This window comes from Terrisporobacter glycolicus ATCC 14880 = DSM 1288, from assembly GCF_036812735.1.
Lineage (GTDB): Bacteria > Bacillota > Clostridia > Peptostreptococcales > Peptostreptococcaceae > Terrisporobacter > Terrisporobacter glycolicus.
This window is the reverse complement of sequence record NZ_CP117523.1, coordinates 1,287,275-1,304,114: the sequence shown is the minus strand read 5'-3', so window position 1 is coordinate 1,304,114 and position 16,840 is coordinate 1,287,275. Positions and strand designations below refer to the sequence as shown.

The 16,840-nt window shown below is 26.8% G+C and carries 19 protein-coding genes; 4 read left to right on the top strand and 15 right to left on the bottom strand.

Translation table 11 applies throughout. The features are described 5' to 3' along the window. The first annotated feature begins 33 nt into the window (after positions 1-33). Complete coding sequence (locus TEGL_RS06475) at positions 34-1,953, top strand: OPT family oligopeptide transporter (protein WP_018589386.1); 1,920 nt, start codon at positions 34-36, stop codon at positions 1,951-1,953. Beyond that, complete coding sequence (locus TEGL_RS06470; RefSeq protein ID WP_018589385.1) at positions 1,953-2,291, top strand: PqqD family protein; 339 nt, start codon at positions 1,953-1,955, stop codon at positions 2,289-2,291. The genes TEGL_RS06475 and TEGL_RS06470 overlap by 1 nt, the downstream gene beginning before the upstream one ends. Before the next feature lie 42 nt (positions 2,292-2,333). On the opposite strand, the gene TEGL_RS06465 is transcribed toward TEGL_RS06470, so the two are convergent. The 8 genes from TEGL_RS06465 to TEGL_RS06430 form a co-directional block, all read right to left on the bottom strand. Next, complete coding sequence (locus TEGL_RS06465) at positions 2,334-2,774, bottom strand: GNAT family N-acetyltransferase (protein WP_018589384.1); 441 nt, start codon at positions 2,772-2,774, stop codon at positions 2,334-2,336. 20 nt (positions 2,775-2,794) lie between these two features. Next, a complete protein-coding gene (locus TEGL_RS06460) occupies positions 2,795-3,631 on the bottom strand; it encodes an aldo/keto reductase (protein ID WP_018589383.1) in 837 nt (278 codons plus the stop codon). A 5-nt stretch (positions 3,632-3,636) separates the two neighbouring features. After that, on the bottom strand, positions 3,637-4,275 hold the full coding sequence (gene rpiA, locus TEGL_RS06455) for a ribose 5-phosphate isomerase A (RefSeq protein WP_018589382.1): 639 nt from the start codon (positions 4,273-4,275) through the stop codon (positions 3,637-3,639). 15 nt (positions 4,276-4,290) lie between these two features. After that, positions 4,291-5,145, bottom strand: coding sequence for a MurR/RpiR family transcriptional regulator (locus tag TEGL_RS06450; protein ID WP_018589381.1), 855 nt, complete (start codon positions 5,143-5,145; stop codon positions 4,291-4,293). Between the two features lie 189 nt (positions 5,146-5,334). Next, complete coding sequence (locus TEGL_RS06445; protein ID WP_018589380.1) at positions 5,335-6,318, bottom strand: lipoate--protein ligase; 984 nt, start codon at positions 6,316-6,318, stop codon at positions 5,335-5,337. A 3-nt stretch (positions 6,319-6,321) separates the two neighbouring features. Beyond that, positions 6,322-7,203 (bottom strand): lipoyl synthase, encoded by an 882-nt coding sequence (gene lipA / locus TEGL_RS06440; RefSeq protein ID WP_242827301.1) that lies wholly within the window; start codon positions 7,201-7,203, stop codon positions 6,322-6,324. Between the two features lie 101 nt (positions 7,204-7,304). Beyond that, positions 7,305-7,520, bottom strand: coding sequence for a hypothetical protein (locus TEGL_RS06435; protein ID WP_018589378.1), 216 nt, complete (start codon positions 7,518-7,520; stop codon positions 7,305-7,307). A 102-nt stretch (positions 7,521-7,622) separates the two neighbouring features. Further along, on the bottom strand, positions 7,623-8,444 hold the full coding sequence (locus TEGL_RS06430) for a nitroreductase family protein (RefSeq protein ID WP_018589377.1): 822 nt from the start codon (positions 8,442-8,444) through the stop codon (positions 7,623-7,625). A gap of 215 nt (positions 8,445-8,659) precedes the next feature. Between TEGL_RS06430 and TEGL_RS06425 the strand changes: the two genes are divergently transcribed. Continuing rightward, a complete protein-coding gene (locus TEGL_RS06425; RefSeq protein ID WP_018589376.1) occupies positions 8,660-9,541 on the top strand; it encodes a LysR substrate-binding domain-containing protein in 882 nt (293 codons plus the stop codon). Between the two features lie 142 nt (positions 9,542-9,683). Here the strand turns inward: TEGL_RS06425 and TEGL_RS06420 are convergent, their stop codons facing one another. From TEGL_RS06420 to TEGL_RS06405, 4 genes are all read right to left on the bottom strand, one after another. After that, positions 9,684-10,463 carry a ZIP family metal transporter gene (locus tag TEGL_RS06420; RefSeq protein ID WP_018589375.1) on the bottom strand — a complete coding sequence of 260 codons (780 nt, stop codon included), beginning with the start codon at positions 10,461-10,463 and terminating at the stop codon, positions 9,684-9,686. Between the two features lie 323 nt (positions 10,464-10,786). Then, the gene (surE, locus tag TEGL_RS06415; RefSeq protein WP_018589374.1) at positions 10,787-11,545 is read right to left on the bottom strand and encodes a 5'/3'-nucleotidase SurE; all 759 of its coding nucleotides are present in this window, start codon (positions 11,543-11,545) and stop codon (positions 10,787-10,789) included. Positions 11,546-11,680: 135 nt separating this feature from the next. Then, complete coding sequence (locus tag TEGL_RS06410) at positions 11,681-12,472, bottom strand: DUF6241 domain-containing protein (RefSeq protein WP_018589373.1); 792 nt, start codon at positions 12,470-12,472, stop codon at positions 11,681-11,683. Next, positions 12,465-12,992 carry a sigma-70 family RNA polymerase sigma factor gene (locus tag TEGL_RS06405; protein ID WP_018589372.1) on the bottom strand — a complete coding sequence of 176 codons (528 nt, stop codon included), beginning with the start codon at positions 12,990-12,992 and terminating at the stop codon, positions 12,465-12,467. The genes TEGL_RS06410 and TEGL_RS06405 overlap by 8 nt, the downstream gene beginning before the upstream one ends. A gap of 867 nt (positions 12,993-13,859) precedes the next feature. Here TEGL_RS06405 and hpf point away from each other — a divergent pair. Next, positions 13,860-14,393: a ribosome hibernation-promoting factor, HPF/YfiA family gene (gene hpf, locus TEGL_RS06400; protein WP_018589371.1), complete on the top strand. Its 534-nt coding sequence runs from the start codon at positions 13,860-13,862 to the stop codon at positions 14,391-14,393. 196 nt (positions 14,394-14,589) lie between these two features. On the opposite strand, the gene TEGL_RS06395 is transcribed toward hpf, so the two are convergent. The 3 genes from TEGL_RS06395 to TEGL_RS06385 all read right to left on the bottom strand — a co-directional run bounded on the left by TEGL_RS06395 (position 14,590) and on the right by TEGL_RS06385 (position 16,838). Further along, positions 14,590-15,315, bottom strand: coding sequence for a putative ABC transporter permease (locus tag TEGL_RS06395; RefSeq protein ID WP_018589370.1), 726 nt, complete (start codon positions 15,313-15,315; stop codon positions 14,590-14,592). Between the two features lie 128 nt (positions 15,316-15,443). After that, a complete protein-coding gene (locus TEGL_RS06390) occupies positions 15,444-16,301 on the bottom strand; it encodes a thermonuclease family protein (RefSeq protein ID WP_018589369.1) in 858 nt (285 codons plus the stop codon). A gap of 180 nt (positions 16,302-16,481) precedes the next feature. Further along, positions 16,482-16,838: a CoA-binding protein gene (locus TEGL_RS06385; RefSeq protein WP_018589368.1), complete on the bottom strand. Its 357-nt coding sequence runs from the start codon at positions 16,836-16,838 to the stop codon at positions 16,482-16,484. Positions 16,839-16,840 lie beyond the last annotated feature (2 nt).

The window sequence follows — 16,840 nt, the reverse complement described above, 5'->3', positions numbered from 1 at the left end:
CAATTTATTTAACAAAATAAGGGGGTGTGTAATTTGAACAAAAAATTACCAAAAGAGGCTTATGGAGGTGTAGCTGGAAAGGACTACGTTCCATATATTACTGATAAGTCAAGAACTGGTGGAAATGCTGCTGTACTTATTATTGGTATTGTTTTTGCTGCAATATTTTCAGCTTCTACCGCATACTCCGGTATGAAAGCAGGTCTTACTGTTGCTGCCGGAATTCCTGGTGCAATTATAGGTTCAGCCTTTGTTGCTATTTTTGCAAAACAAAAAGGCATACTTGGCAAAAACTTAATTCAAGGTATGTCAAGTGGTGGTGAATCTGTTGCCAGTGGTCTTATATTTGTATTACCATCTGTTATATTAATTGGTAGTGAAGTTTCTTTCTTAGAAGGCCTTGCTGTTGGTGTTGGCGGTGTGTTATTTGGTATAGGTATAGCTTCACTGGTTTATAATTACTTAATTATTGATCAACATGGTCAACTTGTTTACCCTGAGTCTATGGCTATATCTGAAACTTTGGTAGCTTCAGATAGTGGTGGAGATTCTATAAAATACATGGGTGTTGGATTTGTTATAGGTGGTGCTTTAAATACACTAACAAGTGCTTTTCTAAATATAACAAACAACGTAATGTCTTTTTCAGGTAAATCTTGGTATAAGTGGAAATTTGATTTGGAAGTTAATCCACTATTATTAGGTATTGGATTCATAGTAGGTCTTGATGTTTCTTTAACAATGTTTGCTGGCTCTATACTATCAGTATTTGGTATTACTCCATTACTTGGTTACTTCACTGAGATGGCAGGAGACGGTATCATGGTATGGAACAACGCTTCATTAGCAGTAAATCAAATGGCTGTTGCAGATATTTCTAGTGCTTATGTTAAATACATAGGTGCAGGTATGATGTTATGTGGTGGTATAATTGGCGCTATAAAACTTATACCAACTATAATTGCTTCAGTAAAAGAAACTGCTAAAGCAAGAGCTACTGCTACTAAAGGTGACGGTTCTTCTACTCAATTATTAATTTTAATAGGTGGAGTTATTATTGGGTTTATTGCTTCATTTATTATTTCTGGAAGCATTTTAATGGCTATTATAGGAGCTATATTATCATTTATCTTATCTTTATTATTCGTTATAGTTGCTGGTAGATTAACAGGAACTATAGGAACATCTAACCTTCCTGTGTCTGGTATGACAATAGCTTCTTTAGTTATAGTTACTTTAGTATTTGTAATTATGGGATGGACTTCTACAGTTGATAATAAATCTTTACTTTTATTTGGCTCATTTATAGTTGTTTCAATAGCTATTGCTGGTGGATACTGTCAATCTCAAAAAGTTACTTATGTTATAGGTGGTAACAAAAACGAAATGCAACGTTATTTTACAATAGCAAGTATTGTTGGTGTTATAGTTGTTGTTGCTGTTATAGTTTTATTAACAGATCAATTAAAAATAACTGGTGATAACCCTCCATTTGCTCTACCTCAAGCTAACTTAATGTCTACGCTTACTTCAGGTATAATGTCTGGCCAATTACCATGGGTTATGATTGTAGTTGGTGTATTTATGGCAATAGTTCTATACTTATTAGATTTACCTATAATGACAGTTGCTATAGGATTCTACTTACCAGTTGCAACTACTTCTATAATCTTAGTAGGAGCTTTAATCCGTGTATTTGTTGAAAAAACATCCAAAGGCGAAAAAGATAAAGAAGTTAAAGTTAGTAATGGTATAAGTTTATCTTCTGGTTTAGTTGCTGGTGGTTCTATACTTGGACTTATTGGTATAATATGTCAAGTAACTGGTGTAGTTGGCGGAAATGCTCCTACTGGATTTGCTGCTGGAAATGGTATGGCTGCCTTATTATTAGTTGTCTTAATAGTACTTACAATTATACCTATCCTAAAGTCAAAGGTTAAGGATGAGGAATAATGAATAACGAGGATGCTTTAAAATTAATATTTAAAATTTCAAATAATATAGATTACGAGGTTGATAATAAAATTGTAACTGTTTTAGAAAAGCAAAATCATCCTATACAAAAATTTTTTAGAAAGTTAAAATTTAGAATACCTCTTTATAAGAAGATTAAACTTGATGAATATTGTAGTTTTGTTTTTTTACAGATAGACGGTGAAAAAACTGTTGAGGAAATAGGCAGAAATCTAGAAAGTATTTATGGTGAGGATTGTCATCCTCTTTATGAAAGATTGTTAATGTTTCTAAATCATATTGAGATTAATTGTAATTATATAGAGAGAGTTGAGTAAATTTTAAGGGGCATATTTAATATGCCCCTTTATAACATTAATTTATCTACTCCACTTCAAATAAATCATGTCTATTAATTGTTTTCCATTTTCAAATATGGGCTGATCATAATTGTCAACGAAAAAATTTTTTACTCTATGAGATTCTTCAAAACCACACTTTTGATAAAATGGAATTGTTAAAGTACTATCTCCTGTTCCCACATACATTATATTACAATCCTTATAATAATTAAGAATATAATTTATAAGTATTTTACCATAACCCTTATTTTGAAATTGTGGAATAGTAGCTATATTTTTTAATTCATATACTCCATTACCTTCATTTGTAACAACGCATTGTGCTTTTACTCCCTCATCTATCAATAGAAACATGTCTCCCTTTTCAAGGTACTTATTTATCATATTTTCCTGCTCATCTGCAAGTAAAAGCAAATCTATATATTCTTTTTTATTGCTTACTACTTTAGTTATTTTCATTCTATTATCCTCTTTAATTTTTATTTAAAATCAAGGTAAGTTGTATTTTCTGGTACTCCTGTTACAGATGAATCATATCCTTTATCTAATAAATTAATTTTCATCATGTCTTCTTTAGAGATTTCAAAATCAAAAATGTCTAAGTTTTCTTTTATCCTATTTTCATTTGATGATTTTGGTATAGGAATAATTCCCCTTTGCAAATGCCATCTTAATACAATTTGAGCAATTGATTTTTTATATTTTTGAGATAAGTTAATCATAAGTTCATTATCAAATATTTTGCCTCTCATTATTGGACTCCAAGCGATTAGCTGAATTTCATTTTTATTACAGTACTTTACAAAGTCATTTTTTTGATTAGTCGGATGCATTTCAACTTGATTTACCATTGGTTTTATCTTTGCATCTTTTATTAATTCTTCCAAATGACTTTGTTTAAAGTTGCAAACACCTATTGCCTTTACTTTTTTACTTTCATAAAGATGTTCAAAAGCCTTCCATGTTTCATTATTTAATTTATTTGGCCAATGAATAAGATATAAATCTATGTATTCAACTTGTAAATATTCTAATGATTTGTTAAAAGCTTCTATAGCCTTTTCATATCCATGATCATCATTCCAAAGTTTAGTAACTAAGAATATATCTTCTCTGTTTATTTTACTAGCTTTTATTCCATTACCTATACCTACTTCATTTCCATAAAATGATGCGGTATCAATTTGTCTATATCCAACTTCTAAAGCATACTTAACAATTTTTTCAGTTTCTTCATCACTTCCTGATTTGTAAGTTCCAAAACCTATTGAAGGTATTTTTAATCCATTATTTAATACTTTAAAATTTTCATTCATCCTAATTAATCCCCTTTCTCACATTCAATTAATTTTATTCTATTTTCTCCCACCACAATTGCTTTTGTTGCTATATCATGAAATAGAGATGTTTCAATTACACCAACTATTTTTCTTAAATCTTCATCTAACTTTTTAATACTTTTTATATCTTTTCTATCAAAATAAACTTCCATCAACTTATCATTTCTCATTCTAACCTTGCCACCCAATTGTTTTACGCTTTTTTCAACAATAGATTTACTTTCAGGTATTATTTCTAAAACTACAGGATAATTAAATTTAAGTGTTTCACACACTTTACTTTCATCCACAAGTAAAATATAATCCTTAGCCATCGTAGCTACTATTTTTTCTTTAGTGTGTATACCTCCACAACTCTTAAGAGCATTTAAATCATAATCAATCTCATCACAACCATCAAATGCGACTGACACTTCGCTTACGTATGAAATCTCCAATACATTTAAATTATTTTCCCTACAAAGTTTTTCTGTGTTAAATGATGGAGTTACAATTTTTACATCAAGCTTATTTTCTTTAATATAGGAAACAAGGTGGGAAATTGTACTACCTCCTCCAAGTCCAATAATTGACTTATTTCTAATATATTTTAAAGCTTCTTTTGCACAAGTTTTTTTCAAGGCTTTGTCCTCCCCCTAAATCTTATCGTCTGCAATTAACTGTTCATGCCTACTAAGATTTTTATATACATCTTCTTTTCCTACAGTTAAAAATAAATAAAGTATCTCTATTACAGTCATAGCTGAAATTCTTGAAAAATAATATTCTTCTAAAAATAACTTTTCTCTAGTTGCTGTCTTTATATGATAATTGCAAAGTCTGGCCAAAGGTGAATTGTTACTATTGGTTATTGCTATGATTGTTGCCCCTTGTTTTATAGCTACCTCAGCCACATCAATTAACCTCTTCGATGCTCCTGAATTCGAAATTATTATAACCACATCTTCTGATGATAAGTTGTAAGTATATGCAATTTGAGTTTCCCATATTGTATTAGCAACGGCTACTATTCCAATTTGATTAAATTTATAACAACCATCTAAAGCTACTGGTATTGTATTTCCAACGGCTGCAAATTGTACAGTTCGTCCTTTTTTTATTACATTTAAAATTTTTTTTAAATTATTTTCATCTATTAGAGAAACTGTTTGTTTTAATTCTTCAATCTTATTAAACAAAATATTATTAAGAGAAGAGGCTATATTATCCTCACTTACATTACCAGAGATAGGTATTTCATCTTTTTTCAAGTCTACAACTTCCTTAGCTAAAGTTATTTTCAGGTGATGAAATCCCTTTAAATTACACTTTCTGCAAAATCTAGTTACTGTTGCTTCGCTAACACCAGCAAACTCTGCTAACTCAGAAATAGTCATATCGATTAGTTCTGATCTATTATTTACTATATAGTCTGCAATTTTCTTTTCTGCTTCAAAAAAATTATTATATTCTGTAAAAATAATATCAATAATAGATTTATTCTTCTCCATATTTCTTCCTCCTTATAATAAAGTATTTATTACTAATATAATATCTATAAAAATTATTTTTGTAAATATTAATATTACGAAAATAATTTTTATAGATATTTTGTAAAAAAAGGAGTAATAATTTTAAGTAAATAACCTTAAAATACTACTCCTTTATCATTAATTAATACTTGTACAAATTACTTCACTCTAATCAATTATACATTCAAGTAAATCATCCTTAGTAATTTTATAAAAAAATTTGTCTATATCCAATGTATCTAAGAGTTTATATATATCATCTTTATCATATTTACAATTAATAAAAGCTTTTTCTACATTAGAAATATCACCAGTTAGAAAAAAATCGCCTTCTATAGCACAATCTTTAATTATCCCCTTTTTTATATCAAGTTTAAAATCTACTCTTCCACCATCAAATCTTTTCCATCTATTAATATTAAATACTGGATTTCTACCATAATTCCAGTCCCATGATTCAAATTTTTCCTCTTTAATTTTATTTATAGCTTCAATATCTTCATCAGTAAGAGTATAGACTTTGCTATCTTTTAACAAACTTTTTAACATAATGTCTCTAAAGTCTTCACTAGTAATATTTTTATCCATTACTTCACTAATATTTATTACTCTTTCTCTAACAGATTTTATACCCTTCGCTATAATTTTATCTTCTGCCACAGTTATACTTTCAACCATTGCTTTAATGTCTGTATTAAATAAGATAGAACCATGGTGCAACATAACATCATCTTTTCTATATTGTGCATTTCCAGAAAACTTTTTATTTCCTATTAATAAATCATTTCTGCTATTAAAATGTGCGTCAATATTTTCTTGTCTAAGAGCCTGAACAATTGGTGCTGTAAATTTGCCAAAAGAAATACCATTTTCTTTATGATTATTTTCTATAAATGTAAATTGCCAAGCTCCCATATCAGTGTAAATAGTACCTCCACCAGAGTTACGTCTTACTACATTTATATTGTTTTCTTTTATATATTTTTCATTAATTTCACAGTATGTATTTTGATATCTTCCAATCATTACTGTAGGATTTGTTCTCCAAAATAAAAATATTTCATCATCTGCCAAATCCTTCTCAGTCATCAAGTATTCTTCCAATGCAAAGTTAAAATATGGACTAGTCGAGTTACTATTTATATAAATCATGTTTTATCCCCTCTCTACTGCTTTTGCTTCCAATGCATCTGCAGCCTTATAAGAACTTCTAACTAATGGGCTACTTGCTATAAATCTAAATCCTTTTTCCACTCCAATTTTTCTATATTCTTCGAATTTCTCAAGTGAAACATATTCTTCCACATCCACATGTTTTCTAGTTGGTTGTAAATATTGACCTATGGTAAAAATATCACACCCTACTTGTAAAACATCATCCATAAGCTTATATATCTCTTCATCTTTTTCACCAAGACCTACCATAATCCCAGTTTTGGTAAGAATTTCCGGTGTATTTTCTTTTACATATTTTAATACATATAAAGATCTATCATATAATGCCTCTGGTCTAACTTTTTCATATAGTCTCTCTATAGTTTCCATATTATGATTAATAACATCGGGCTTTGCATTTATTATTATATCTAAATTTTTATCTTTCCCTTTTAAATCAGGAATAAGAACTTCTATTGTTACCCCCGGATTTAATTTTTTAACCTCTTTAATAGTTTTTGCAAAATGATTTGCCCCACCATCTTCTAAATCATCTCTAGTAACACTTGTTATAACCACATGCTTTAAGTCTAATTTTTTAACAGACTCCGCAACATGTAAAGGCTCAAGTGGATCTAAATGTGTAGGTTCACCATTAGTTACATTACAAAATTTACAATTTCTAGAGCATTGGTTCCCCATTATCATAAACGTTACTGTTCTTTTTTTATAACATTCACCCCTATTAGGACAATTTGCTTCTTTGCACACTGTATGCAGTGAATCATCTTCCATCATTTTTTCTATACTACCTACTTCACTGTCATAAGTAACTTTAAACCAATCAGGTTTTCTAACCCTTTTTCTTTTACTCTCCATCATAATTTCCCCTTTTACCATATTTTGTCTTATACTTTTATTGTATAAATATAAATAAGAGCTGTAAATAAATTATTTACAGCTCTTACTCATCTTTATAAATTTTATTCACTTTCTACAAGTCTCCAAATTCCCATCTTTGGACTTACAAATAAATCTTTTCTATATTTAAGCACTTTATCAACTTCATAACTAGAATTAACTAAACCTGAGTGTATAAGCACCTTCGCTATCTTACCGATTCTCATTTCTTCTTTTTCTTTTATCATTTCTACTATTTTTTCACTTATTATATCCATTTCTTCTTTAGTATATTTCATATTATTCTCCTTTATATCTTTACTTATATCTTTACTTATATCTTATTATATAATATGAAACATAATATTTATACTAAATATAAAAACGATAAAATTAATATTTTATATCCAATTTATTTCTGCTTCTTTTCTTGGAGCTGTTCTTTTATATTTAACATTTGGATATCCTACAACCATGCATGCAGCAATCTTTTGATTATCTTTTATTTCTAGTAAATCTAATATTTCTTTATTATTCTCAGATGCTATTTTTAAAAATCCACTATAAAAAGTTCCAAGACCTAAAGCATCTACCATAAGATTCATATTTGAAGAAGCTAACGCTCCATTAAACTCATTATTAGCGGTCACAATTATTACTAATGGTGCATTAAAAAATAATTTATCATTTTTAATTGGATCTTCTTTATATGCTTTATAAAAATTAGTCCATAAAGTAGCATATCTTTTTAAATATTCTGTTTCAGGAGTTAAATTATTAAGAATATATTCACCTTTTTTATTTAAACTTTCAAAAGCTAATTCTTTTAATGCTTCTATTTTATTAGTAACTACAGTATAAGATACATCTTGACTATTATTTGCTGTTTGTGTGAATCTACCTGCTTCTATTATTTTTTCTATTTTTTCTTTTTCAATTTCTTTATTTTTAAAGTTTCTCACACTTCTTCTAAATTTTATAAAATTTAATAGATTTTCAGATACTACTTCAAAATTTTCCTTTTCATATTCAACAACATCATACATATTATAATCATCTGTTGAAATTGCCATAGTTGGACAGACTGCTACACAATGACCACATTTCATACAAGCTTGATTTTTTATATTAGCTTTATTATTCTCTATAAAAATATCATTTACTGGGCAGTCTTTCATACACTTAGTACATCCTATACATTTTTCTTTATCTACATTAAACATTTTTAACCTCCACCATTTTTACTGCTTTAATAAGTTAATAATTTCATTATAAAATATATAAAAATAATTTATAATTAATTACTAATTTATCTAGATTTTTAATCAATATATTGTTATTATATCACTATAATTTTAAAAAGGTCTAATGGCTATTATTCATATAATAATAACTTTTAGTTATATATATTGATTTTTTATTTTTAAGGAGAATAATTATGAACTTGCAACATTTAGAATATTTTATAACCATTGCAAAAACTAAGAACTTTACAACTGCTTCTAATATATTGTCAGTAACACAGCCTGCACTTAGTAAGGCTATTTCTAAACTAGAAGAAGAGTTAGATGTCCCACTTTTCGAAAAAAATGGTAGAAATATTGAGATCACCAGATTTGGAGAAGTATTTTTAAATTATGCTAAGCTAGCATTAAATGATATTGAGAAAGGTATTGAAGAGTTAAAATATATGAAAAATGACCAAGAAAAAAATATATCTCTTTCATATACTGAGTGTGTTGGAACTAGTTTTATTCCTTTTATAATTAGTGGTTTTCTTGAAGTACATTCAGATATTAAATTTAAATTTAACAATACTTCTGTGGAAAAAATCTTAAATAATCTTAGCACTAGAAAAACTGACTTAGGATTTTTTGATGATATTAGTTGTATTAATAATTATCCTGAGATTCAAACTGTATTGGTTAGTAAACAAAAGTATGTTTTAGTAACATCAAAATCACACCATCTTTCAAATAAAACTGAAGTCTCACTCTCAGAGTTAAAAAATGAATTATTTGTAGTTTATGATAAAGGCTGCAGCAATAAAGGGATTTCTTATACTAAATTTATTGATTATACTCCAAAAGTATCTGTACAACCTAGTGAGGCAGGTATGTTAGTTGGATTAGTAGCTGCTGGCGCAGGAATCACTATAGTTCCAAACACACCTATGATAAATACGAATGAAATTTCCATATTAAATATAAAAGAAGATATTGGTTATAAATCTATTTACATGGGATGGAATAAAAATAATTTAAATTCAAAATTCATAAATGAATTTAAAAATCATATTTTAAAAATAAATAATATTTAAATTAATAGTATATGAAAATATATTATCTATAAATAACATAGTTATGCTGTACTTACAATAACATAACTATGTTATTTGTAAGCACATTTTTTAATCAAGTTAGCTCTTTGTATTTTCTTAAGAATACTTTATAATTAATCTATTATCCTAATGCTACATCTAAAATCATCATTATTACAAAACCTAATCCAAATCCAATAGTTCCTATATTGGAATGTTCTCCCACAGATGCTTCTGGTATTAATTCTTCTACAACCACATAAATCATAGCTCCAGCAGCAAAAGATAAAAGATATGGCATTAAAGGTTGAATAGTTGTTGAAAATAAAATAGTTAATACTGCACCAATAGGCTCCACTACACCAGATAAAAATCCATAAAGAAATGATTTTGATTTACTCATACCTTCACTTCTTAATGGCATGGAAATTATGGCTCCTTCTGGAAAATTTTGAATTGCTATTCCTATTGAAAGTATTAATGCTCCAGCCATAGTTATTGTACTTTCTTGACTTATAACTCCTGCAAACACTACTCCCACTGCCATTCCCTCTGGTATATTATGAAGAGCAACTGCTAATACGAGCATAGTTGTTTTTCTTATTTTTTCACTTTTTAATCCTTCTGGTTTATTATTATTATAATGCAAGTGAGGAATAATCGTATCTAATATAAGCATGAATCCTATGCCTACAAGAATTCCTATTGCAGCCGGAGCAAAAGCTAATTTGCCCATATTACTACTCATATTAATAGCTGGTATTATTAATGACCATACAGAGGCAGCAATCATTACACCTGAAGCAAAACCAAGTAAACCTTTATTAACTAATGCATTAATCTCTTTTTTCATTATAAAAACACAAGCAGCACCTAATGTAGTACCTACAAGCGGTATTAAAATTCCAATCATTGTATTCATTATTCTATACCCCCATTCTTCATATAATTTAAGTACATATAAAACTTTATAAAAATAAAATAATTTTCTAGAAATCATACTTACTATTGATAGATTTTTCATATTTATAATAACTATATCGTTATATTTATACCCACAATTGATAATTGTTATCAATTATAATCATATAAATATTACTTGTCAAGGAATTAAATTGATTTTAACAGTTTCAATATTCATATTTAATATTTTATAAATAAAAAAGCCAGTAAACACCTACTGACTTTTTATAAATTTATATACTATATATTTTTTCAATATAATCTAACTTTTAATAAAATCTACTATAAAATTTCTATATCTTTTAGCATTTCAAACTTTTTAAAATTAGTCATTTCAATATTGACAGGTGTTATGGAAATATAACCATCATTAACACAAGTAATATCACTATCTTCATCTTGATCTAATTCTCTAATATTTCCTCCTATCCAAAAATATCGTTGCCCAAAAGGACTTATCCTTTCTTCCATTACATTATCGTATTTTCTTTCTCCCAACTTAGTTATCTTACTTCCTTTTATTTTTGTATTAGGTATATTTACATTTAATATACAGTCATTAAATAAATTCAATTTATCTTTAATATTTTCTACAAGCATAGCTACATATTTAGCTGCTTCTTTATAGACTTCACTTTTAACTTTAAATTCATTATATGACACTGCAATTGATGGTTTATTTAAAACAAGCCCTTCTATTGCTGCTGACACAGTGCCTGAATATATAACATCTGTTCCCAAATTAGGACCATTGTTTATTCCACTTAAAACTAAATCAAAGTCTATATCCTTAAATACAGCATCTATTCCCACTTTTACACAGTCTGCTGGTGTTCCTGATATGGAATAGGCCTTTATATTATCTGAAATATAAGCTTCTTGTACCATTATAGGACTATGTATTGTTATAGAATGTCCCGTAGCACTTTTTTGACTTTCTGGTGCAACTACATAAACATTTGCTATTTTAGATATTTCTTTTGCTAATTCTATAATTCCATCTGCAAATATTCCATCGTCGTTAGTTATTAATATATTCATGAAAATTCCTCCTTTATCATATTATTTATTTTGCCATAATAATTATTACTTATCAATTTTTCATAAATAAAGGATGAGATTCACCCTCATCCTTATATATTACTTTTCATAAATAAAAATTCCTACACTTTTATTTTACTTAAAATATTTTTCTTTAATTTTATTTATCTCTTTCTTATCTAGAGTTGATGCTATTCCAATTTGTCCGTCTAGCATATGCCATACATAATTATGTACTTCCACTGCATTATTAAAATTTCCATTTTTCCATTTTGTAAGTTCTTTTTCTAAATATTCCTTAGCCTCTTTGTTTTTTATATTATTTATTGAATTTAGTGCTATTTCAATGTTTTTAGGAGTTATCTTTATCACTCCAAACTTTTTGCCATCAGCTGGATTGATAATTTGATTAGACATTTTATGTATAAAATTAACTACTCCATACTCATCATAAACTGTATTTTTATTATTACTGTCATTGCTTTCTTTCTTTTTATCTACCTTGTATCTCGTTATTTTTACAAAGTGAATTTTATTATCCTCTACTACAGCCTTTGGAATTATTGTGTCCAACTCTAAGGCAGCGCTTATTTCATCTACTTTTAAAACATCATTTATTTTTTCCAAAGCTACCATTACTGGCTTTACATAATAAGCTAATGCTGGACTATATACTCCTATAGATAATAAAATGACTATGCTAGCTACTATTTTAACATATCTTTTCTTATTTTTACTCTTAGATATATCTCCTTCTGCTTTATCTATAGCATTCTTTATGATGCTATCTTTATCAAAGCTATATTTTATATCATCTATTTTCTCTTTATCTATATAAAAATCATTCATTTCTTTGTCAATTTCTTCCATTGCCATATCATCCATATTTTCATTATCTAAATTATTGTGTTTTTTCTTTTCAATCATTAATGTAATCCTCCTTTAACAGATTTTTCATGTCTTTTATTGCTTTTCTAATATGTGTCTTTATAGTATTTACTGGACGCTCCAAAATTTTGGATATATCTTCAATTTTCAAATCCTCTATATATCTAAGAATAATTACATCTTTATATTTATCTTCTAGCTCATCCATTGCATTATATAAGTCCATTTTAATTTCTATTTGGTCATCATTATGTACTTTTTTTACATAATCATTTTCATCATGTTCTAACTCTATCATTCCATTTTTTCTCATATAATCATTTGATACATTTATAAGAATTTTGCTTAACCAAGTTTTAAAATATTTTGGTTCTTTTAAACTTTTTATGTTTCTATAAGCTTTATAAATTGTTTCCTGTACTATTTCTTTTGCATCTTCCTCATGTTTACATCTTAAATACGCCTCTTTATATAATCTATCAAAATACATATTTATCAAATCTTCAAAGGCTTCTCTATCGCCTTTAATAGCTTTTTTCACTAAAAGTATATCTTCCATGATTACTCCTTTCATTTTTGTTTTCAACTGTTAGACATAAATTTATAATAAAAAGTTTTAACTTTTTTAAATTTAAAAGTAAATTTATTATTATAATAAATAAAACTCTTTGAATATTTCTAAATCATACATATATATGATATATGAAAATTTCAACTCAAAAAAATAATGTAATAAACATCATTTTTGTATAATGCATCAATAATTATCTTTTTAATATTCTTAAATAAATATTAAAAAGTATTTGTTAAATTTCTTTTAGGATATCTTTATGATTTCTTTTACAAAATTACAATTAGTATACAATTGAAGCTTGTTAATTACTTCATAAATCTGATGATACATATAAATTAAAAAGATGGTATTGCATACAAAGGTCACATGAATTTCTTGAGAATTTCTCTTAATAAATTAAATTTAGTTTATAGTTGCAATCTATGATTGGAAAGTTTAGAAGAATATTTTTAGAAGACGAAAAACGAATTAAAAAAAGCTGTAAAAGAACTGTTCATATGGGAATTTTAGATATCTCCTCAGTTTGTAGTGAGTGATTAAATAATATTGTTTATTCAGATAATGATTTACTTAATATAGATGATTATAAAAAATATTAATATTTAATTATATACATATTAATTAAAAACACCCCGTATAATCTATATTTTACCAGAAAAATTTGTAAAAATATAGACTTTTCATGCAAACATTTTCAGACTACTATAATAGTATAAATCATTTTAAAAGTAGATAAATACTTTCTAGAATGAATATAGATATCTACTTTAAGAAATCAATAATTCACCAAATTTTACTATTTTATCTGTATGAAATTAGTAAAATAAACATTTAATATTGGAGGTACATATTATGAAAATTAATATCGTCACAAAAAAAATCGAATTAACAAATTCTATTAAAGGAAAAATAGAAAATACTTTCTATAACTTAGAAAAGTATTTAAGTAGTGATACGGATGTACATGTAAAATTAGATGTTACTAAGAGAAGTCAAAAAATTGAAGTGACTATATTTACTAAGAATGGGACAATAATTAGAGCAGAAGATTCTAAAAGTGATTTATATAATGCTATTGATGAGGTTTACGACAAATTATATAAGCAGATAAGAAAATTAAAAACTCAACTTATAAATAAAAATAGATCTAATGATAGTATTAGATTCAATAATATAAATGAATATGATGATATTAATATTGAAAGTGAAAATGCAATAAAAAAAGTTAAGAAATTCAACCTTGATAAGCCTATAACTACTGAAGATGCTATTATGCAAATGGATTTACTAGGACATAACTTCTTTGTATTCAGAAATTTAGATTCTGAAGATATAAACATTGTTTATAAAAGACATGATGGCTATGGTTTAATTGAACAAATCTAATTATATAGTTTGAAATACAATTTGCTTTTTAATATTATTTAATAAAAATAATCGGTTAGATTTTTGAAAGTAGCTTTATATAGTAGTTTTAGTTAAGGTATGGATCAAATTAACCATACCTTAACTTTTTCTTTATACAATTAATTACTTTTAATAAACCTAGCATAAACTCCTAAGAACCTTATTCATCTGTTAATTATATCTTCTTATTCAACTCTTCCTTATAATGTTTTAAATGTTTCAGAAATTCCTCTCTTCCTGAATGCATTGCAAAAATAAATTTTTTCTTTCCAATTATTTCTTCATTCCTTTTCCTAATATTTTCTTTTAATAATTCATACTTAACAATTATTTCATTGTCATTGGCAAATTTTCTTATATGAACCATAATTTTTAAAGAATAACATACATCTATAACAAATACACCGTAGAAAAAGCCCATTACAAAAGAAAATGATAAATGGTTTGATAGCCAATAAAGAGATTCTAGTATATCAGGATGAATTAAAAAGTAATATATGGCACTTAATATTGCCCAAAAAATTGAAAACTTAGGGCAAATAATACCTTGTATATTCCCGTATTCATCTGTATAATCCCATAACTTTATATTCATTCCTTTAATAAAAATAAGGCCTGCTAAATATTCAATAAAAGTAACAACTAAAGCCATAATGGCAAATAGAACTAATTCCTCTATAAATTTATTTTGTATAAAACTAATATTTATTTGAGCCAATAAATACAATACACATAAACTAAATCCATAAAGCGGTAAATATGGCCCTATTAAAAATCCTGGATTTATCCATCTTCGTTCTGGATTTGCTCCAGAGAAAAATCTTCTAAAAATTAATTCTATTACCCATCCTACAATACTTCCAATAAAAAATATAAATGCCAATATTAAAAAATAACTCACGATGTTCACCCCATTTTTTATAAGTTTTATATAATAGATAATTATCTAAATCTTTTTATAGTTAATATATTTTAAATTCACTATTTACATATAAAATCAAATAATGTTTATAAAATTTGCTTAACTTGTTAATAACATAATCCACATGCTTTATATCCCTTTGACTTAGCTTGTGATTCAGTCATTTTAATAGCTCCCTTCATTCCGTGTGCATATTCAGAGGAATGATATTTATTTGAGCTTGAGTTACCTCCATTTGCATATACAGTTTCATTTAAATTACTTTCACTTTTATTATTACTAGAGCTACTATTACTTGATATAGCATCCCCATTATTATATGTATCTACATTAAAACCTTTGTCTGTAACATATCCATTAACCGACCATATATTTAACTTACTTGCCTTAGCTTTATCTTGAGCTTTATATAAAGTATCTAGGTGTCTTCTTTGGGAATAAACATAGCCAACCCTTGCAAGACCTTCTTCTACAATTTTTTCATTGAACATTTTCCAACTTTTATCTTCTTTGTTGTAAAACCATAAATAGCATAAATGTCTATCATATTTATCTGTTTTATCACCTTCATCATATTCAATATATACCTTATCCCCTACTTGAAGCGATTCTTTGGCAAAGTTTGAAGCATCTATTGAATACGGTTGTGGATCTACACCAGGCTTTACAGACTCTGGCGTATCTATTAATAATAATCTTAGTGTAACTATTTTTCCAGAATCTTTTAATTTCACCTTCATTGTATCACCATCTACAACTCGTTCTATAGAAGCTTTTACTGATCCCTTTGGTACTGAACTATTATTAGATTTGCTGTAATTATCATTTTTATTTTGAGTTGTCTTAGTACCAGTTAGCGTACTTAAAGTTGTTGTACTACTAGAACATCCTCCAAAGAATAATGATAAAGACAGTGCTCCCGCTAATAATAATGATTTCAATTTGTTTGTCTTAAATAATTTCATCTGTCTCTCCTTATCATCTCTACATTTTTTTACTTTTTTTTAATCAATAATATAAGTATAGCTTTTTTATGACAAATACTGAATAAGTTTTTGTTATAAATTTTCTTTTAAAACATAAAAGAGCCTAAAATAAATTAGGCTCTTTACATTATTTTTTATTAAATATTATTAATGTTTATCTTATTTAGAATAAAGTCTAATTCCAACCAATAAACATCCATCTATATAATCATAATTATTTTCATCTAAAAATTTAATAATTTCATCGCTACCTGCTCCTGGTTGTATAACAATACATTTAAATTTTTTTTTATTTTCCATTAATAATTTTAATCCTACAGGAGGATTGATGCATAAATCAATTATATCAATTTCTTCATCAATATCATTGATAGACTTTAATTCTTTTCCAACAGAATATACTTTATAATTACTATTTATCAATTCATGTTTTATCTTATAAGCATATTTTTCTTCATTTAATGTATCTCCTAAAACCACAAAAGTATTATATTTCATTATTTCTTTTAAATCCATAA